The 15,728-nt window shown below is 59.2% G+C and carries 13 protein-coding genes; 10 read left to right on the forward strand and 3 right to left on the reverse strand.

The window, feature by feature from the left end; genetic code table 11:
- Nucleotides 1-52 precede the first annotated feature (52 nt).
- Both ABLV64_RS18330 and ABLV64_RS18335 read right to left on the reverse strand, forming a co-directional pair.
- Nucleotides 53-1,660: an FGGY-family carbohydrate kinase gene (locus ABLV64_RS18330; protein ID WP_017899348.1), complete on the reverse strand. Its 1,608-nt coding sequence runs from the start codon at nucleotides 1,658-1,660 to the stop codon at nucleotides 53-55.
- Between the two features lie 27 nt (nucleotides 1,661-1,687).
- The gene (locus ABLV64_RS18335; RefSeq protein ID WP_049116329.1) at nucleotides 1,688-2,437 is read right to left on the reverse strand and encodes an SDR family oxidoreductase; all 750 of its coding nucleotides are present in this window, start codon (nucleotides 2,435-2,437) and stop codon (nucleotides 1,688-1,690) included.
- A 255-nt stretch (nucleotides 2,438-2,692) separates the two neighbouring features.
- On the opposite strand from ABLV64_RS18335, the gene ABLV64_RS18340 reads away from it, so the two are divergent.
- Nucleotides 2,693-3,694 carry a LacI family DNA-binding transcriptional regulator gene (locus tag ABLV64_RS18340; RefSeq protein ID WP_004201573.1) on the forward strand — a complete coding sequence of 334 codons (1,002 nt, stop codon included), beginning with the start codon at nucleotides 2,693-2,695 and terminating at the stop codon, nucleotides 3,692-3,694.
- A 14-nt stretch (nucleotides 3,695-3,708) separates the two neighbouring features.
- Here the strand turns inward: ABLV64_RS18340 and ABLV64_RS18345 are convergent, their stop codons facing one another.
- Entirely contained in the window at nucleotides 3,709-4,650 is a 942-nt protein-coding gene (locus ABLV64_RS18345; RefSeq protein WP_004201572.1) for a sugar-binding domain-containing protein, read from the reverse strand.
- A gap of 206 nt (nucleotides 4,651-4,856) precedes the next feature.
- Here ABLV64_RS18345 and dalD point away from each other — a divergent pair, with 206 nt between their 5' ends.
- The 9 genes from dalD to ABLV64_RS18390 all read left to right on the forward strand — a co-directional run bounded on the left by dalD (nucleotide 4,857) and on the right by ABLV64_RS18390 (nucleotide 15,722).
- Nucleotides 4,857-6,224, forward strand: coding sequence for a D-arabinitol 4-dehydrogenase (gene dalD / locus ABLV64_RS18350; RefSeq protein ID WP_325955247.1), 1,368 nt, complete (start codon nucleotides 4,857-4,859; stop codon nucleotides 6,222-6,224).
- A 9-nt stretch (nucleotides 6,225-6,233) separates the two neighbouring features.
- Complete coding sequence (gene xylB, locus ABLV64_RS18355; protein ID WP_348843011.1) at nucleotides 6,234-7,697, forward strand: xylulokinase; 1,464 nt, start codon at nucleotides 6,234-6,236, stop codon at nucleotides 7,695-7,697.
- Between the two features lie 70 nt (nucleotides 7,698-7,767).
- Nucleotides 7,768-9,045 (forward strand): D-arabinitol transporter, encoded by a 1,278-nt coding sequence (gene dalT / locus ABLV64_RS18360; RefSeq protein WP_348843010.1) that lies wholly within the window; start codon nucleotides 7,768-7,770, stop codon nucleotides 9,043-9,045.
- Nucleotides 9,046-9,094: 49 nt separating this feature from the next.
- Nucleotides 9,095-9,757: an HAD-IA family hydrolase gene (locus ABLV64_RS18365; RefSeq protein ID WP_135722253.1), complete on the forward strand. Its 663-nt coding sequence runs from the start codon at nucleotides 9,095-9,097 to the stop codon at nucleotides 9,755-9,757.
- Between the two features lie 297 nt (nucleotides 9,758-10,054).
- Nucleotides 10,055-11,209, forward strand: coding sequence for a mandelate racemase family protein (locus ABLV64_RS18370; protein WP_002912648.1), 1,155 nt, complete (start codon nucleotides 10,055-10,057; stop codon nucleotides 11,207-11,209).
- A 119-nt stretch (nucleotides 11,210-11,328) separates the two neighbouring features.
- Entirely contained in the window at nucleotides 11,329-12,951 is a 1,623-nt protein-coding gene (locus ABLV64_RS18375; protein ID WP_004180553.1) for an ABC transporter substrate-binding protein, read from the forward strand.
- Nucleotides 12,948-13,985, forward strand: coding sequence for an ABC transporter permease (locus ABLV64_RS18380; protein WP_032456380.1), 1,038 nt, complete (start codon nucleotides 12,948-12,950; stop codon nucleotides 13,983-13,985). The genes ABLV64_RS18375 and ABLV64_RS18380 overlap by 4 nt, the downstream gene beginning before the upstream one ends.
- Nucleotides 13,982-14,887, forward strand: coding sequence for an ABC transporter permease (locus ABLV64_RS18385; RefSeq protein ID WP_004200464.1), 906 nt, complete (start codon nucleotides 13,982-13,984; stop codon nucleotides 14,885-14,887). Before ABLV64_RS18380 ends, ABLV64_RS18385 begins: the two co-directional genes overlap by 4 nt.
- Entirely contained in the window at nucleotides 14,859-15,722 is an 864-nt protein-coding gene (locus ABLV64_RS18390; protein WP_004175147.1) for an ABC transporter ATP-binding protein, read from the forward strand. Before ABLV64_RS18385 ends, ABLV64_RS18390 begins: the two co-directional genes overlap by 29 nt.
- Nucleotides 15,723-15,728: the final 6 nt, after the last annotated feature.

A 15,728-nucleotide genomic window follows, 5' to 3' on the forward strand; every position in this document is an offset into this window, starting at 1 on the left:
GTGTCTCCGCTGCACAGCAGCGGAGCATTATTGTTATTAAAAAAGAGGGTTGTTATTCGCGAATCAGCCTGCCGGCCTGTTGTAGCGCCTTATAGGCCTCATACCTGCGCTGATGTAGCGAGCTAAACGCAGTCTCGCTGTGATAGGTGGCATCCACCTGAGTAAATTGCTTCATGGCCTCCGGCAGCGAAGCCGTGATTCCGCCCGCGACGGCGCCGAGGATGGCGGAGCCTAACAGCACCGGCTCGCTGCAGGCGGTGCTCACGACGCTAACGCCGCAGGCGTCGGCCAGCAGCTGCCGCACCAGCGGATGCTGTCCGGCCCCGCCGCTGATGACGATATTTTCACTCTCAATTCCGCAGGCGCGCTGGGCGTCGAGGATCTGTCGCAGGCCATAGCCAATCCCGCATAACCCGGCAACGTACAGCGCGGTCAGGTTATCCAGGTCCCGCTCCATCCCCAGCCCGGCAATCAGCGCTTTCGCGTGGGGGTCGGCAAGCGGCGCGCGGTTACCGAGAAACTCGGGCACCACGTGTAGACCGGCGGCCAGCTTGACAGCCTCAGAAGGCGAGGCAGCCTGCGCCAGTACGCGATCTGCCAGCCAGACCGGCAGAGGGACGCCCGCGGCTTTAGCCTGCTCGCAAGCCGCCGCCGCCGCCGGATGGAAGCTCAGCAGCTGGTCGATTGCTGCGCCGGCGGCGCTTTGTCCGCCTTCAATCAGCCAGTAGCCCGGGACCATCGCCGAATAGTAGGGGCCCCAGACGCCGGGGACGAACACCGCTTCCTCAGTGGTGGTCATGGTGCAGGAAGAAGTGCCGAAGACGTAGGCCATATTGTTGACCGCGCCGTTAAGCACCCCAACGGTGCCGATGCCGCCCGCGTGGGCGTCAATCATCCCCACTGCCACCGGCGTGCCGATCGGCAGGCCCATCTCTTCTGCCGCCGTGGCGCAAAGACCGTCGCCGCAGGGGGTTCCAGGGGCGACAATCCGCTGGCCGATGCGGACAAAATCTTCATCCGCCAGCTCGTCGAGGCCAATCTGGCGGAAGTAGCCGGCATCCCAGCGTTGTTCATGCGCCAGGTAGGTCCATTTACAGGTCACCGTGCAGACCGAGCGGGCGTCATCGCCGGTTGAGCGCCAGGTAAGGTAATCGGCGAGGTCGAAGAAGTGGCGCGCCTGCTGATAGATGTGCGGGCGATTCTCCTTCAGCCACAGAATTTTCGGCGTTTCCATCTCCGGCGAGATTTTGCCGCCAACGTACTGCAGCACCGGGTGGCCCGTCGCGTTGATCTTTTCCGCCTGCGCGGTGGCGCGATGATCCATCCAGACAATAATATTGCGGTCCGGATCGTCCGAAGGCCCGACCGCCAGCGGCGCGTCGTTATCGCCAATCACCACCAGCGAGCAGGTGGCATCGAAGCCGAGCCCGGCGATCGACGACGGCGGGACGCCGGCGCTGGCCACCGCGGTTTTAATGCAGTAGCACACCGCCAGCCAGATTTCACGGCTCGACTGCTCAACCCTATTCCCGGCGCTGCGAAACAGGGTAATTTCCCGGGTCGCGTGGGCGAGAAGCTCGCCCCGCAGATTGAAGACTCCGGCGCGCACGCTGCCCGAACCGACATCCACACCAATAATGTTTTGCGTATCGTTTTGCATCACATCCTCTCACAGGCTGGTTACGGGTCAGAGATCCACGCTGTTCGGCAGGATCACAATGTCGCGTACGGTGACGTTTTTCGAACGCGTCACCATAAACAGCACTGACTCCGCCACTTCAATCGGCTGCATCAGACTGCCGTTGGCCAGCGCTTCATCCATTTTGGCTTTTGGCCAGTCGTCCAGCAGCGCGGTCACCACCGGGCCCGGCAGTACGGCGCCGACGCGCACGCCATACTGCGCCACCTGACGACGAGTGGTGTGGACAAACGCCTGCACAGCGAATTTCGACGCGGTATAGACAGGCTCCCAGATCACCGGCACCACGCCCGCGATGGAGCTGGTGAAAATAATATCTCCGGATTGTTGCGCGATCAGATGCGGCAGGACGCTGCGCACGCAGCGGAAGGCGGCGTTGATGTTGAGGTGCAGCACGCGGTCCCAGACGTCCGGGTCGCCCTCGGCCACCGGCCCGCCGATATAGGCGCCGGCGTTGGCGTGGAAGATATCGAGACGCCCGGTAAGCTGCAAAATGCCCTGCAGAAGATTATCGACCTGCTCCGCCTGCATCAGATCCACCTGCAGAGCGAAGGCGTTTTCGCCAAGTTCGGCGACCAGTTTGTTGAGCTTTTCGCCTTCGCGGTCGATTAGCACTACTTTTGCGCCAGCCCCCAGCAGGGTCTTCGCGCACTCGAGGCCGATACCGGACGCCGCGCCAGTGATCGCGGCGACTTTACCGCTGAGGGAAGTATTCATAGAGGAGACAGAGTGGTTCATTTTATAATCCTTTGCCGTGTCTGGTTAAAACTATCGAACCCGAGGGCATCGCGTTCGAGGTTATGGACAAAAACCTGGTAACATATTGAATATCAGCATCATTATTCAGGCTTGCTGGCATGTTAAGGCAGTATGCGCGCGTACTTCCTGGCGTGAAATGGATGCTCAATCGATGAAGCTATGTTGCGCTCGCTTCATCGATTGAGCAAGTGGGGAAATTAACAGCGACATGATTTTGTGACGCAAGTTGGAAAAATGAAGAAGATAACGATTTACGACCTGGCGGAGCTTTCCGGCGTTTCGGCGAGCGCGGTGAGCGCTATCCTCAACGGTAACTGGAAAAAACGCCGCATCAGCGCAAAGCTTGCCGAAAAGGTGACCCGGATTGCTGAGGAGCAGGGCTATGCGATTAACCGCCAGGCCAGCATGCTGCGCAGTAAAAAATCACACGTCATTGGCATGATTATCCCCAAATACGATAACCGCTACTTCGGTTCCGTCGCCGAACGCTTTGAGGAGATGGCCCGCGAGCGTGGCCTGCTGCCGATTATCACCTGTACGCGCCGAAGCCCGGAGCTGGAGCTCGAAGCGGTAAAAGCGATGCTCTCCTGGCAGGTTGACTGGGTGATCGCGACCGGGGCGACCAATCCGGATAAAATTTCCGCGCTCTGCCAGCAGGCGGGCGTGCCTACGGTCAATCTCGACCTGCCGGGGTCTCTCTCTCCGTCGGTGATTTCGGATAACTACGGCGGTGCGAAAGCGCTGACCCACAAGATCCTCGCTAACAGCGCCCGCCGTCGGGGATCGCTGGCGCCGCTGACCTTCATCGGCGGGCGCAGCAGCGACCATAACACCAGCGAGCGTTTACGCGGTTTCCACGATGCGCATCACGAGCAGGGGCTGAGCGTGCCGCAGGCGAATATTCTGGCTCCCGGCTATTCGAAAGGTCACGTTGAGGAATGCCTGCAGGAGCGGTTTGGCAGCGCGAAGACGCTATTGCAGGGGATATTTGTTAACTCGACGATATCCCTTGAAGGGGTTGTGCGCTGGCTGTCGCAGGTGGGGCTGACCGGCAGCGAGCAGCCGCCGATGGGCTGCTTCGACTGGGATCCGTTTGTCTATCTGCTGGGGCACGATATCGACATGGTGCAGCAGGACGTGCCGGCGATGCTGGACGCTGTTTTTTCGATTATTGACGCCGGCGAAGCCAGCCAGCAGCGGATTGAAATTCCGCCGCGACTGATGAGCAGCAGCTGAGTCGCTGTTTGCCGTTAGCGCGTCAGCAGCCAGCGAGCGGTATGTTCATCGGTCACCAGGCCGTTGATCCAGCCGCCTTTAAGGGCGGCCAGGATCGCCGGTCGTTTGTATTCTCCACAGGCCGCGGCAATCCGCGGGCAGTGGTTCTGGCGGATATCATAGCTGGTGATCATGCGGTTGATCTCGCTGTCGACCACCTCGCCTTCTGCATCAATAAACCGCCCGAGGATCTCCCCGATGCCGCCGCGGGCGGTCAGCTCATCCATCTGCGCCTGATTGATAAATCCGTCTTTAAAGATCGGGCTTTGCGTGCCCAGCGGACCAATACCGACAAAAATCACGTCCGCCTCCCGGGCGACGCCAGAGACGCTGCGGAATAAGCGATTGGTGCACCACATCTCATACTCATCCGCGGTCTGGGCGTAGCGCGGCGCCGGCCACTGATAGTACTTGGCTTTTATTTTGCTCGTCAGCAGCAGGGGCACGTCATCGTAATAGTTGCACTGCCCGTCGGCGTCCATGGCGCTGATCAGCGCCACGCAGCGGGTATTCAGGCTGTCGAAATCGATGCGCTGCAGCGCTTTTTTCAGGGTCAGGCCCGAGCCCAGACCGATGATTTTCTCTTTATCATCCTGCAGGTAGCGAGCCATCAGCTGATAGCAGCCAAACGATACGCTGTCGAGGGTGCTTTCTTCGCTAAAGGCGGGGACCACATTGCACTCAAGAAGCCGATACTTTTCCTGCAACAACTGCGCATAATCGAGGCAGTTCGCCACTGGATGGTGCAGATTAATCGACACAATCCCTTCTTCTTTCGCGGCGGCGATCAGCCGTTGCACCACCGGTCTGGAGGTGCCCAGCTGGCTGGCAATCTCGCTCTGATTCTGGCCGGCGATGTAGTACATCCATGCGGCACGCACCTTCTGATCCAACCGGATATCGTCTTCTTTACTCATGGTTTCCCGCCCTAAGTTGCTGGCCTGGGCACGCAATTGGCCCGGCGAATACCCGCATTCTCGCCGTGGTTGGCATAACTGGCAAGCTTTTGCTCTCGACTGGTCATTTGTAATTTAATTGGGTAATTGTTCTTTTGTGATCTGTGGCTCTTATTTTGGTCAAATGATCAATTACAGTGGCGCCATCAACTCAAGGAGAGCAGAACATGAACAATCAATTCACATGGCTTCACATTGGTCTGGGTTCTTTTCATCGCGCGCATCAGGCGTGGTATCTGCATCGTCTGATGGCTTCCGGGGATAAGCGCTGGCGCATCGCGGCGGGCAATATCCGCAACGACGCCGAGCAGGTGGTGCAGGCGCTGGCGGCGCAGGGAGGACGTTACGTGCTGGAGACCGTCAGCCCGGAAGGGGAGCGCGAATATGAAGAAATCACCTCTATTCAGAAACTGCTGCCGTGGCAGGCAGGGCTGCAGCCGCTGATTAACGAAGGGGCCAATCCGCAAACAAAAGTTATCGCCTTTACCGTGACGGAAGGGGGGTACTACCTGAACACCCGCCATCAGCTGGAAACCAGCAACCCCGATCTGCAGGCCGACCTGAAAGGCGAATGCAAAACCATTTACGGCACCCTCGCACGAATTCTGGAAAAGCGCATGGCGGACAACGCCGGGCCGCTGACCCTGCTCAACTGCGACAACGTGCGGCATAACGGTGAGCGCTTCCACGACGGGATGGTGGAGTTCCTGCAGCTTACCGGCAAACAGGCGGTGATTGACTGGATGGCCGCGAATACCACCTGTCCGAATACCATGGTGGACCGCATCACCCCGCGTCCGGCGGCCGATCTGCCGGCCCGTATCAAAGCGCAAACCGGCATTGACGATAAGGCGCCGGTAATGGGCGAGACCTTTATCCAGTGGGTGGTGGAGAACAACTTCCGCGATGCCCGCCCAAATCTGGAAGCGGTCGGCGTGGAGATGGTCGAGTCGGTTATCCCCTATGAAGAGGCGAAAATCCGCATCCTGAACGCGTCGCACAGCTGCATTGCCTGGGCGGGGACCTTAATCGGCCAGCAGTATATTCACGAAAGCACGCTCACCGATGCTATCTACGCCATTGCCGACCGCTACGTCACGGAGGATGTCATTCCTTGCCTTGGCGATAACGGCATTGATCTGCCGACCTACCGCGATGTGGTGCTCAAGCGCTTTACCAACCCGCATATCCAGGACACCAACCAGCGCGTTGCCGCCGATGGTTTCTCAAAGATTCCGGCGATGATCGCGCCAACCTTGCAGGAGTGCTATCAGCGCGGCGTCCGTCCGGAAGCGACCGCCATGCTGCCAGCGCTGTTCTTCGTCTTTATGGAGCAGTGGCATAAGGGAACCCTGCCGTATCAGTACCAGGACGGCATCCTGGATGAGCAGGCGGTGCATGAGATGTATGAGGCTCAGGATCCGGTGGCTGTCTTCGCCCGTGATAAAGCCCTGTTTGGTGACCTGGCCGACAACGCGGATTTCCTGGCGCTAATGCGCGAGAAAATCGCCGCTGTTTACACGCTGATTAAATAAGAGGTGGCTATGTATCTGGGTATCGATCTTGGCACATCGGAAGTCAAAGCGCTGGTCATTGATGAGAACAATCAGGTTATCGCCAGCCATAGCGCGCCGCTGAGCATTCAGCGGCCTCATCCGCACTGGTCAGAACAATCGCCGGAGCTATGGTGGGAGGCGACGGAGTACCTGATGGCCACCCTACGGGAAAAATGCACTCAGCACTGGTCGGCCGTCAAGGCGATTGGCCTCTCCGGACAGATGCACGGCGCGGTGTTGCTGGATGAAAAGGGGGAGACGATCCGTCCGGCCATTCTGTGGAACGACACCCGCTGCGCCGCAGAGTGCGCGGAGCTGGAGGAGATGGCGCCGGAGCTGCATCAGGTGGCGGGCAACCTGGCGATGCCGGGCTTCACCGCACCGAAGCTGCTGTGGGTGCGTCGTCACGAGCCGCAAAACTTTCAGCGCACCGCCACGGTGCTGCTGCCGAAGGATTATCTGCGCTACCGGATGACCGGGAAGAAAGTCTCCGATATGTCGGACGCCGCCGGAACGCTGTGGCTGGACGTGGCGAAGCGCGACTGGTCCGACTCGCTGCTGGATAAATGCGGCCTGTCGCGCAGCCAGATGCCGACGCTGGTGGAAGGCTGTGAGGTTTCCGCCACCCTTGACCCGCAGGTGGCTGCGCGCTGGGGGCTGAACGCCTCGGTGGTGGTGGCCGGGGGCGGCGGCGATAACGCGGTCAGCGCCATTGGCGTCGGCGCGGTTTCACCGGGTGATGCGTTTATTTCGCTCGGCACCTCCGGGGTGCTGTTTGTGGTGACCGACGCCTATCGTCCGGCGCCGCAGTCGGCGGTGCACGCGTTCTGCCACGTTCTGCCGAATCTGTGGCATCAGATGAGCGTGATGCTTAGCGCCGCCAGCTGTCTGCAGTGGTTCTGCCGTCTCACCGGCACCACGGAGGTGGCGCTGCTGGCGGAGATTGCCGAGCTAAGCGAGGAGGATAAAGCCAACGCGCCGTTCTTCCTGCCTTATCTCTCCGGGGAACGAACCCCGCATAACGATCCTGACGCCCGCGGCATCTTCTGGGGCATGACCCACTCCAGCCTGCGTGCCCAGCTCGGCTACGCGGTGCTGGAAGGGGTGAGCTTTGGCATCAATGACGGTCTGCAGGCATTGAAAGAGAGCGGGACACCGATCGCGCAGTGCTCGCTGGTGGGCGGGGGCGCCCGCAGTCCGTTCTGGGCCCAGCTGCTGGCCGATATTCTCGCTATGCCGGTGGTGACCCACAAAGGCGGAGAGACCGGCGGCGCACTGGGCGCGGCGCGGCTGGCCTGCCTGGCGACGGGCAAACCCATTGACGCGGTGTGTGAAAAACCGGAAGTCTGGCAGACCTGGCGTGCGGATCCTGTTCGCCACCACACCCTGATGCAACGCTACGCGCAGTTTAAGTCCCTGTATTTAAACGATATGCACTATCGGCAGCACTGATTTTCACCACCACAGCCGCTTCGTTGAACGTCGCGGAGCGGCCACCCTGTACCCTGAAAACGAGGTCATTATGTCTATCAATAATAAACAGTGGCTCGGTTTACCCCTGAACCTGCTCTGGGGATACATCGCCATTGCCGTATTTATGACCGGCGACGGTTTCGAATTAGCTTTTCTCTCGCACTATATCAAAGCGCTCGGCTTCTCTCCGGCGGAGGCCTCCTTTGCCTTTACCCTCTACGGCCTGGCCGCCGCGCTGTCGGCGTGGATTTCCGGCGTGGTGGCGGAAATTATCACCCCGCTGAAAACGATGATGATTGGCTTCGTACTGTGGTGCATGTTCCACGTGCTGTTCCTCGTTTTCGGCCTCGGTCACGCCAACTATGCGCTGATCCTGCTTTTCTACGGCATCCGCGGCTTCGCCTATCCGCTGTTCCTCTACTCGTTTATCGTGGCGATTGTCCATAACGTCAAAAGCGACAATGCCAGCTCGGCCATCGGTTGGTTCTGGGCGGTCTATTCCATCGGCATCGGCGTGTTCGGCAGCTATATTCCGAGTTTCACCATTCCGCATATTGGCGAAATGGGCACCCTGTGGCTGGCGCTGGCCTTCTGCCTTACCGGGGGCGTGATTGCTCTGGCTTCCCTGCGCCATATTCAAACGCCGCAGCATATGCAGAATCTCACCACCCGTGAGAAGTTTGCCGAGCTGGGACGCGCCGCGACGCTGCTCTATACCAACCGCAATATTCTGCTGTCGAGCATGGTCAGGATCATCAATACCCTCTCGCTGTTCGGGTTTGCGGTGATTATGCCGATGATGTTCGTTGATGAGCTGGGCTTCAGCACTTCAGAATGGCTTCAGGTGTGGGCGGTCTTCTTCTTCACCACCATTTTCTCTAACGTGCTGTGGGGCATTTTGGGTGAAAAACTGGGCTGGATGAAGGTGGTGCGCTGGTTCGGCTGCATCGGGATGGCGCTCTCCAGCCTGGCGTTTTACTTCATCCCTCAGCACTTTGGCCACAGCTTTGCGATGGCGCTGATCCCGGCCATCGCCCTGGGGATCTTTGTCGCCGCCTTTGTGCCGCTGGCCGCCGTGTTCCCGGCGCTGGAGCCGAAGCACAAAGGCGCGGCGATTTCGGTGTATAACCTGTCGGCGGGGATGTCTAACTTTCTCGCTCCGGCGATTGCCGTGGTGCTGCTGCCGTTCTTCAGCACCATTGGGGTAGTCATCGCCTATACCGCATTGTACGTGGTGGCCTTTTTCCTCTGTGCGTTTATCCGCGTGGAGCAGCCGGGATTTTCCCACAAGGAAGCGACTGCCCGTGAGCAGGTTGAATTCTCTTAAGGTGATGTGGCTGGCATGGGCTCCATGCCAGCCTTAATGAGGTGAACGAATGAGTATGCAGGCGGTTATTTTTGACATGGATGGCGTGATTATTGATTCCGAGGCGCTGTGGCGCCAGGCGCAGATTGACGCCCTCGCGCAGTGGGGAGCAACGGCGAGCGTGGCTGAGTGTGAAACCCTGACCAAGGGCAAGCGTCTCGACGAAATCGCCGACACCTGGTGCCGCTATTTTCAGCTTAACCTTGCCCCATCGCTGCTGGAAGAGGCCATATTGCAGCGCATCACCGGCCTGATTGCCGCCGAAGGCGTGCCGATGCGTGGGGTGCAGGAGGCGTTAGGCTATTTTCGCGCTGCCGGCTATAAAATTGCGCTCGCCACGTCATCATCCCGCCAGGTTATCGCCGCCGTGCTGAACAAGCTCTCGCTCTGGCACTTTTTTGACGCGATCTCCAGCGCGGATGATGAACCACGCGGCAAACCGCACCCGGCGGTGTACCTCACGACGCTACGGAAGCTCAATCTCAACGCCAGCCAGTGTCTGGTGATTGAGGATAGCTTTACCGGCTTTTGCGCGGCCCAGTCGGCGGGGATTGCCACGATAGTGATTGCAGAAGATAGCCAGCACGCGCGTTTTCAGTCCGCCGTGGGCCGTTACCGGGCGCTGCCGGAACTGCTGGAAGCGCTTAGCGCGGAGCCAGCGGCGGCGGTTTAAGTCAGCCATTTGTGGGCGCAGACATTCCCGGGATGTAGCTGGTCGGTTAATCTCTTCTCTGCGCTCACGCCCTTTTTTCTCCTGGTCGATCTGCCTCACATTTCGCTCATCTTTTGTGAAAACAGTCACGTCTTGTTGTGCCAATGCCCAAATTTATGGCCTTGCTTAGCGGTGTTTGTCCGAGGCACTACTACGAAGTTGTGCTTAGATTATATATTGAAACGTATTTTCAATAATGTGAAACCGCTTTGCCGATTTGATTATGTCGATCGGATTTGGCCGTGATAAGGACCGAGCATGAAAATTGAATCTGTGAATGTCACCGTTTTCCAATATCCCACTCGTCGGGTTTCCGACAGCGCCGGGCACTCCCATCCGGGGGTTGAAAGCATGGCCAAAATGGCGATGCTGACCATCACCGCTGATGATGGGGCGCAGGGCTTTTCGTTTGCGCCTCCGGAAGTCGTGCGCCCGTTCGTGGTGAATACTTTTTTTCGCAAAGTGCTGGTGGGACAGGACCCGTTTAACCGTGAGCGTATCTGGCAGGATCTTAACCACTGGCAGCGCGGCAGCGCACATCAGCTAACGGAGCGCGCGTTGTCGTTTGTTGAACAGGCGCTGTGGGACCTGATCGGCCGCAGCCTTAAGATGCCGGTTTATAAGCTGCTCGGCGGCTATCGCGACACTGTCCCGGCTTACGGTAGCACCATGTGCGGCGACGATCTGCCGGGCGGCCTGTCGACCCCGGAAGAGTATGCCGCTTTTGCTGAGAAGCTGGTCGCCCGCGGCTACAAGGCCATCAAGCTGCACACCTGGATGCCGCCAATCTCTTTTGCGCCCAATCCCAAAATGGACATTAAAGCCTGCGCGGCGGTGCGCGAAGCCGTAGGGCCGGATATTGACCTGATGATTGATGGCTATCACTGGTACAGCCGCGCCGAGGCGCTGTGGATCGGCAAAGAGCTGGAAAAACTCAATTTCGCCTGGTTTGAAGAGCCGATGGAGGAGGATTCGATGTCCTCCTATGCGTGGCTGGCGGAAAACCTGTCGATTCCCATCGTCGGGCCGGAGAGCTTCGGCGGCAAGCACCACATGCGCGCCGAATGGGTGAAAGCCGGGGCCTGCGACATTCTGCGCGCCGGCGCTAACGGCGTGGGGGGGATTACACCGACCATGAAGGTGGCGGCGCTGGCGGAATCTTTCGGCATGGATTGCGAAGTCCACGGCAACGGAGCGGCAAGCCTGGCGGTGGTGGGCGCGATCCGCAACTGCCGCTGGTACGAGCGCGGCCTGCTGCATCCGTTCCTCGACTACGATGAACCGGCGGCCTATCTCAACAGCATTGTCGACCCGATGGATGACCAGGGATTTGTGCATTTGTCACAACGTCCGGGTCTCGGTGAAGACATTAATTTTGCGTATATCGAAGCCAATACCGTTAGCCACGACTGATTTAAAAAAATAAATACCCGATGGCGCTGCGCTTATCGAGCCTGCGGCCCGGTAGACCGGATAAGCCGAAAATGCCGCCATCCGGCAACATGTACCCTACAGTACAGGCAAACAGAGATATGAAAAAAACCTCCTTACTGGGAGCGTGTATTCTCGCGCTCGCCATGTCGATGGGGAGCGGGGAGGCGGTGGCGAAAACGCCGCCCGACCAGCTGATCATCGGCATGAATATGAATAACCTGCTCACCCTTGACCCGGCGGCGATGACCGGTAACGAAGTGGTGGGGATCGTGGTCAACCTCTACGACTCGCTGGTGGAGCTTGACCCTGAGCAGCTCACCACCGTCAGGCCCGCGCTGGCGAAATCCTGGGATATCAGCCCCGACGGCAAAACCCTGACCTTTCATCTGCGCGATGACGTTAAGTTTCACTCCGGCAACCCGCTGACCGCCGCCGACGTCGTGTGGTCAATGCGGCGCATCCTGCACCTCAACCTGGCCCAGGCCTCAGTATGGAAATCCTATGGCTTCAGTAAGAAAAATATCGACAGCCAGGTCAGCGCGCCGGACCGCTTCACGGTGCAAATCGTATTACCCAAAGATAACGATCCGCAGCTGGTGATTTACTCGCTGGCGGCGCTGGGCAACCTCGGAGTGCTGGACAGTAAAACGGTGCAAAGCCACCAGCAGGATAACGACTGGGGTAACCGCTGGCTAACCACCCATGAAGCCGGTTCCGGGCCGTTTATCCTCGAAACCTGGCAGGCGAAAGATGTGCTGCGCATGAAGCGCAACCCTGACTACTGGCGCGGCGAGGCAAAAATGAGCCGCGTGGTACTGCGTCATTTCCAGGAGTCGCAAACTCTGCGCCTGATGATCGAAAAAGGCGACCTTGATATTGCCAACAATATGGCGGTTTCCGATATCAACGCCCTGCGCAGCGATCCGCAGCTGACCGTCGATGCGGTGCAGCGCGGCACCATGTACTACGTGGCGATGAGCATGAAAGAGGCGCACTTCGCCAATCCGAAAGTGCGCGAGGCGGTGCGCTATCTGATTGATTACCAGGGTATCAATAAAGCGCTGATGCCGGGCTACGGCGTGCTGCACCAGCGGCCTATCAAAGCGGGAATGCCGTCCACGCTACCCGATCCCGGCTACAGGCTGGATGTGGCGCGGGCGAAAAAGCTGCTGGCGGAAGCGGGATATCCCAACGGCTTTGATACCACGCTGCGGGTACTCTCCGATCAGCCATTTCTTAACATCGCTATCGCCGTGCAGTCGACGCTGATGCAGGCGGGGATTAACGCCAAAATCATCACCGGCACTGGTAACCAGATCTACGGCGCAATGCGCGAGCGTAAATTTGACCTGCTGGTAGGTCGCGGCGGCAGCGGGATGGAGCCGCATCCGCACTCCAGCCTGCGCGCGCTGGTCTATAACCCGGATAACAGCGATAAGGCGCGCCTGACCAACTTCCAGGGCTGGCGTACCGGTTTTTACGACCCGCAACTGAATACGATGATTGACCAGGCCCTGCTGGAACGCGATCCGCAAAAACAGGTGGCTGACTACCAGGCCATCCAGACACGCTACGACCAGCTGGTTCCGGCTTTAATTCCGCTTTCGCAGATGGTTGATTCGGTCGTCGTGCGCAACGAGGTACGGGAGTATCAGCCGCACCCCTCCGCCACCACTTTTCTGCGTGACGTCTATAAAGTCCGCGAAGGAGAGAAAGGATGAGTACCGCAATCCTTGCGCCCGGCTCACGCGGCCGGCGCTTATCAAAACGGCTACTGCAGGTGGTGATTACACTGTTCGGCCTGCTGCTGCTGACCTTTACCATTGGCCGCGTCATGCCCATCGACCCGGTGCTGGCGATTGTCGGCCCGGATGCTGACCAGAGTACCTATCAGCAGGTTTACCAGCAGCTGGGGTTTGATAAATCGCTGACCACCCAGTTTGGCATCTATTTCGTCAACCTGTTGCACGGCGATCTGGGCAACGCGCTGCTGACCGGGAAACCGGTGGTGGACGATATTATCCGCGTCTTCCCGGCCACCATGGAGCTGGCAACGATGGCGATTATTGTCGGCGCGGGTCTTGGTATTCCGCTGGGCGTGTTGGCGGCGGCGCGGCGCAATAGCGTCTCCGATTATGTGGTACGCATTATCAGCCTGGCGGGCTACTCGATGCCGATCTTTTGGGTCGGGATGATGGGGCTGCTGGTGTTCTATGCCTGGCTTGGCTGGGTAGGCGGCGCCGGGAGGGTAGAGCTCGGGCTGGATGGTGTGGTGCCGCGCTGCACCGGGCTGATGACCGTTGATGCGCTGCTGGCCGGCAACGGCCAGGTGTTCTGGAACGCCATTAATCATCTGATTCTTCCCGCCTCGCTGCTGGGTTTTCACTCGCTGGCTTATATCAGCCGTATGACCCGCAGCTTTATGCTGGCCCAGCTGTCGCAGGAGTTCATTATTACCGCCCGGGTGAAAGGGCTGACCGAGCGCCAGGTTATCTGGAACCATGCGTTTCGTAACATCCTCGTGCAACTGCTGACGGTGGTGGCGCTGGCCTACGGCGCGCTGCTGGAAGGCGCGGTGCTGATTGAAACCGTCTTCTCATGGCCGGGGTTTGGCTCCTACCTTACCGGAAGCTTGCTGCTGGGCGATATGAATGCGGTGATGGGCTGCGTGCTGCTGGTGGGGGTGATCTTCGTGATGCTCAACCTGCTCTCCGACATGCTGTATCAATTCTTTGACCCGAGGACAAAATCATGACCGTTTCTCTGGATTCGCCGCTTTCGGGTGGTGCGGGCGAAGGCCGTCAGCGGCTGCAACGCGCGGCGGCGCGGGCCGTCGGGTTTATCGGCAAAATGGCGCGCAATCCGCTCACGGCCATCGGCGGAGGAATTATCTTTATGCTGCTGGTGGTGGCGATTTTCGCGCCGCTGATTGCGCCTTATAACCCGCTGGTACAGGATCTGAATAGTGCGCTGGTCGCGCCGAATGCGCAGCACTGGTTCGGCACCGATGAGTTTGGCCGAGATATCTTTAGTCGCCTGGTGTACGGCTCCCGCATCACGCTCTATATCGTGCTGCTGGTCTCAGTGACCGTCGGTCCGCTCGGACTGCTGCTGGGCGTCAGTGCCGGCTATTTCGGCGGTAAAGTCGATATGGTGCTGATGCGCGTCACCGATATTTTCATCTCCTTCCCGAGTCTGGTCCTGGCGCTGGCGTTTGTCGCCGCTTTAGGACCGGGGCTGGAGCACGTGGTTATCGCCATCACGCTGACCGCCTGGCCGCCGATTGCCCGTCTGGCGCGCGCCGAAACGCTCTCTCTGCGCCAGGCTGATTTTATCTCCGCCGTGCGTCTGCAGGGCGCTTCATCGGCCCGCGTCCTCTGGCGCCATATCGTGCCGCTGTGTCTGCCCTCGGTCATTATCCGTATCACCATGAATATGGCCGGGATCATTCTGACCGCGGCCGGCCTAGGCTTTCTCGGCCTCGGCGCGCAGCCGCCAGAGCCGGAGTGGGGAGCGATGATCTCCAGCGGGCGCACTTATATGATGGAGTGCTGGTGGGTCGTAACCATTCCGGGGCTGGCGATTTTGATCAATAGCTTAGCGTTCAACTTCTTAGGAGATGGCCTACGTGACATCCTCGATCCCCGTAGTGAATAATGCACCGCTACTCGACGTGCGCGATTTGTGCGTCGACTTTGTTAACGGTAGCGCGGTGACCCACGCCGTGCGCGGCGTCTCCTTCCAGCTGGGGCATGAGAAGCTGGCTATTGTCGGCGAGTCCGGTTCGGGTAAGTCCACCGTTGGGCGCGCGCTGCTGCAGCTGCATCCGAAAAAGGCCCGCGTCAGCGCCAGCCGGATGCAGTTTGCCGACCTCGATCTGCAGCATCTTAGCGAAGCGCAGATGCGCGGCGTACGCGGCAAACGTATCTCTATGATTATGCAGGACCCGAAATATTCGCTTAATCCGGTGGTCTGCGTGGGTAAGCAAATCGCCGAGGCCTGGCTTACTCATCATCCCGGGCGCAAAGATGAGGCGAAAGCCAGGGCGCTGGAGATGCTGGAGGTGGTGCGTATTCGCCAGCCGGAGCGCGTTTATCAGCTTTATCCGCATGAAATATCCGGCGGACAGGGGCAGCGCATCATGATCGCCATGATGCTGATTACCGACCCGGAGCTGATCATTGCCGATGAGCCCACCTCCGCGCTGGACGTGTCGGTGCGCCTGCAGGTGCTGGGCCTGCTGGATGACCTGGTTCAGTCGCGCGGGCTGGGGCTGATTTTTATCAGCCACGATATCAACCTGGTGCGCAGCTTCTGCGACCGGGTGCTGGTGATGTACGCCGGACGGGTAGTGGAGTCCATCGCCGCTAAAGATCTCGATCACGCCCGTCACCCCTACACTCAGGGATTGATTAACTCGCTGCCGGATATGCAGCATCGTCGCCCGATACTGCCGGTGCTGCAGCGTCAGGCCAGCTGGTTAACGGATTAAGGAGCG

Origin of the sequence: Klebsiella sp. JB_Kp031 (genome assembly GCF_040064295.1) — a bacterium.
Taxonomy (GTDB): Bacteria; Pseudomonadota; Gammaproteobacteria; order Enterobacterales; family Enterobacteriaceae; genus Klebsiella; species Klebsiella quasipneumoniae.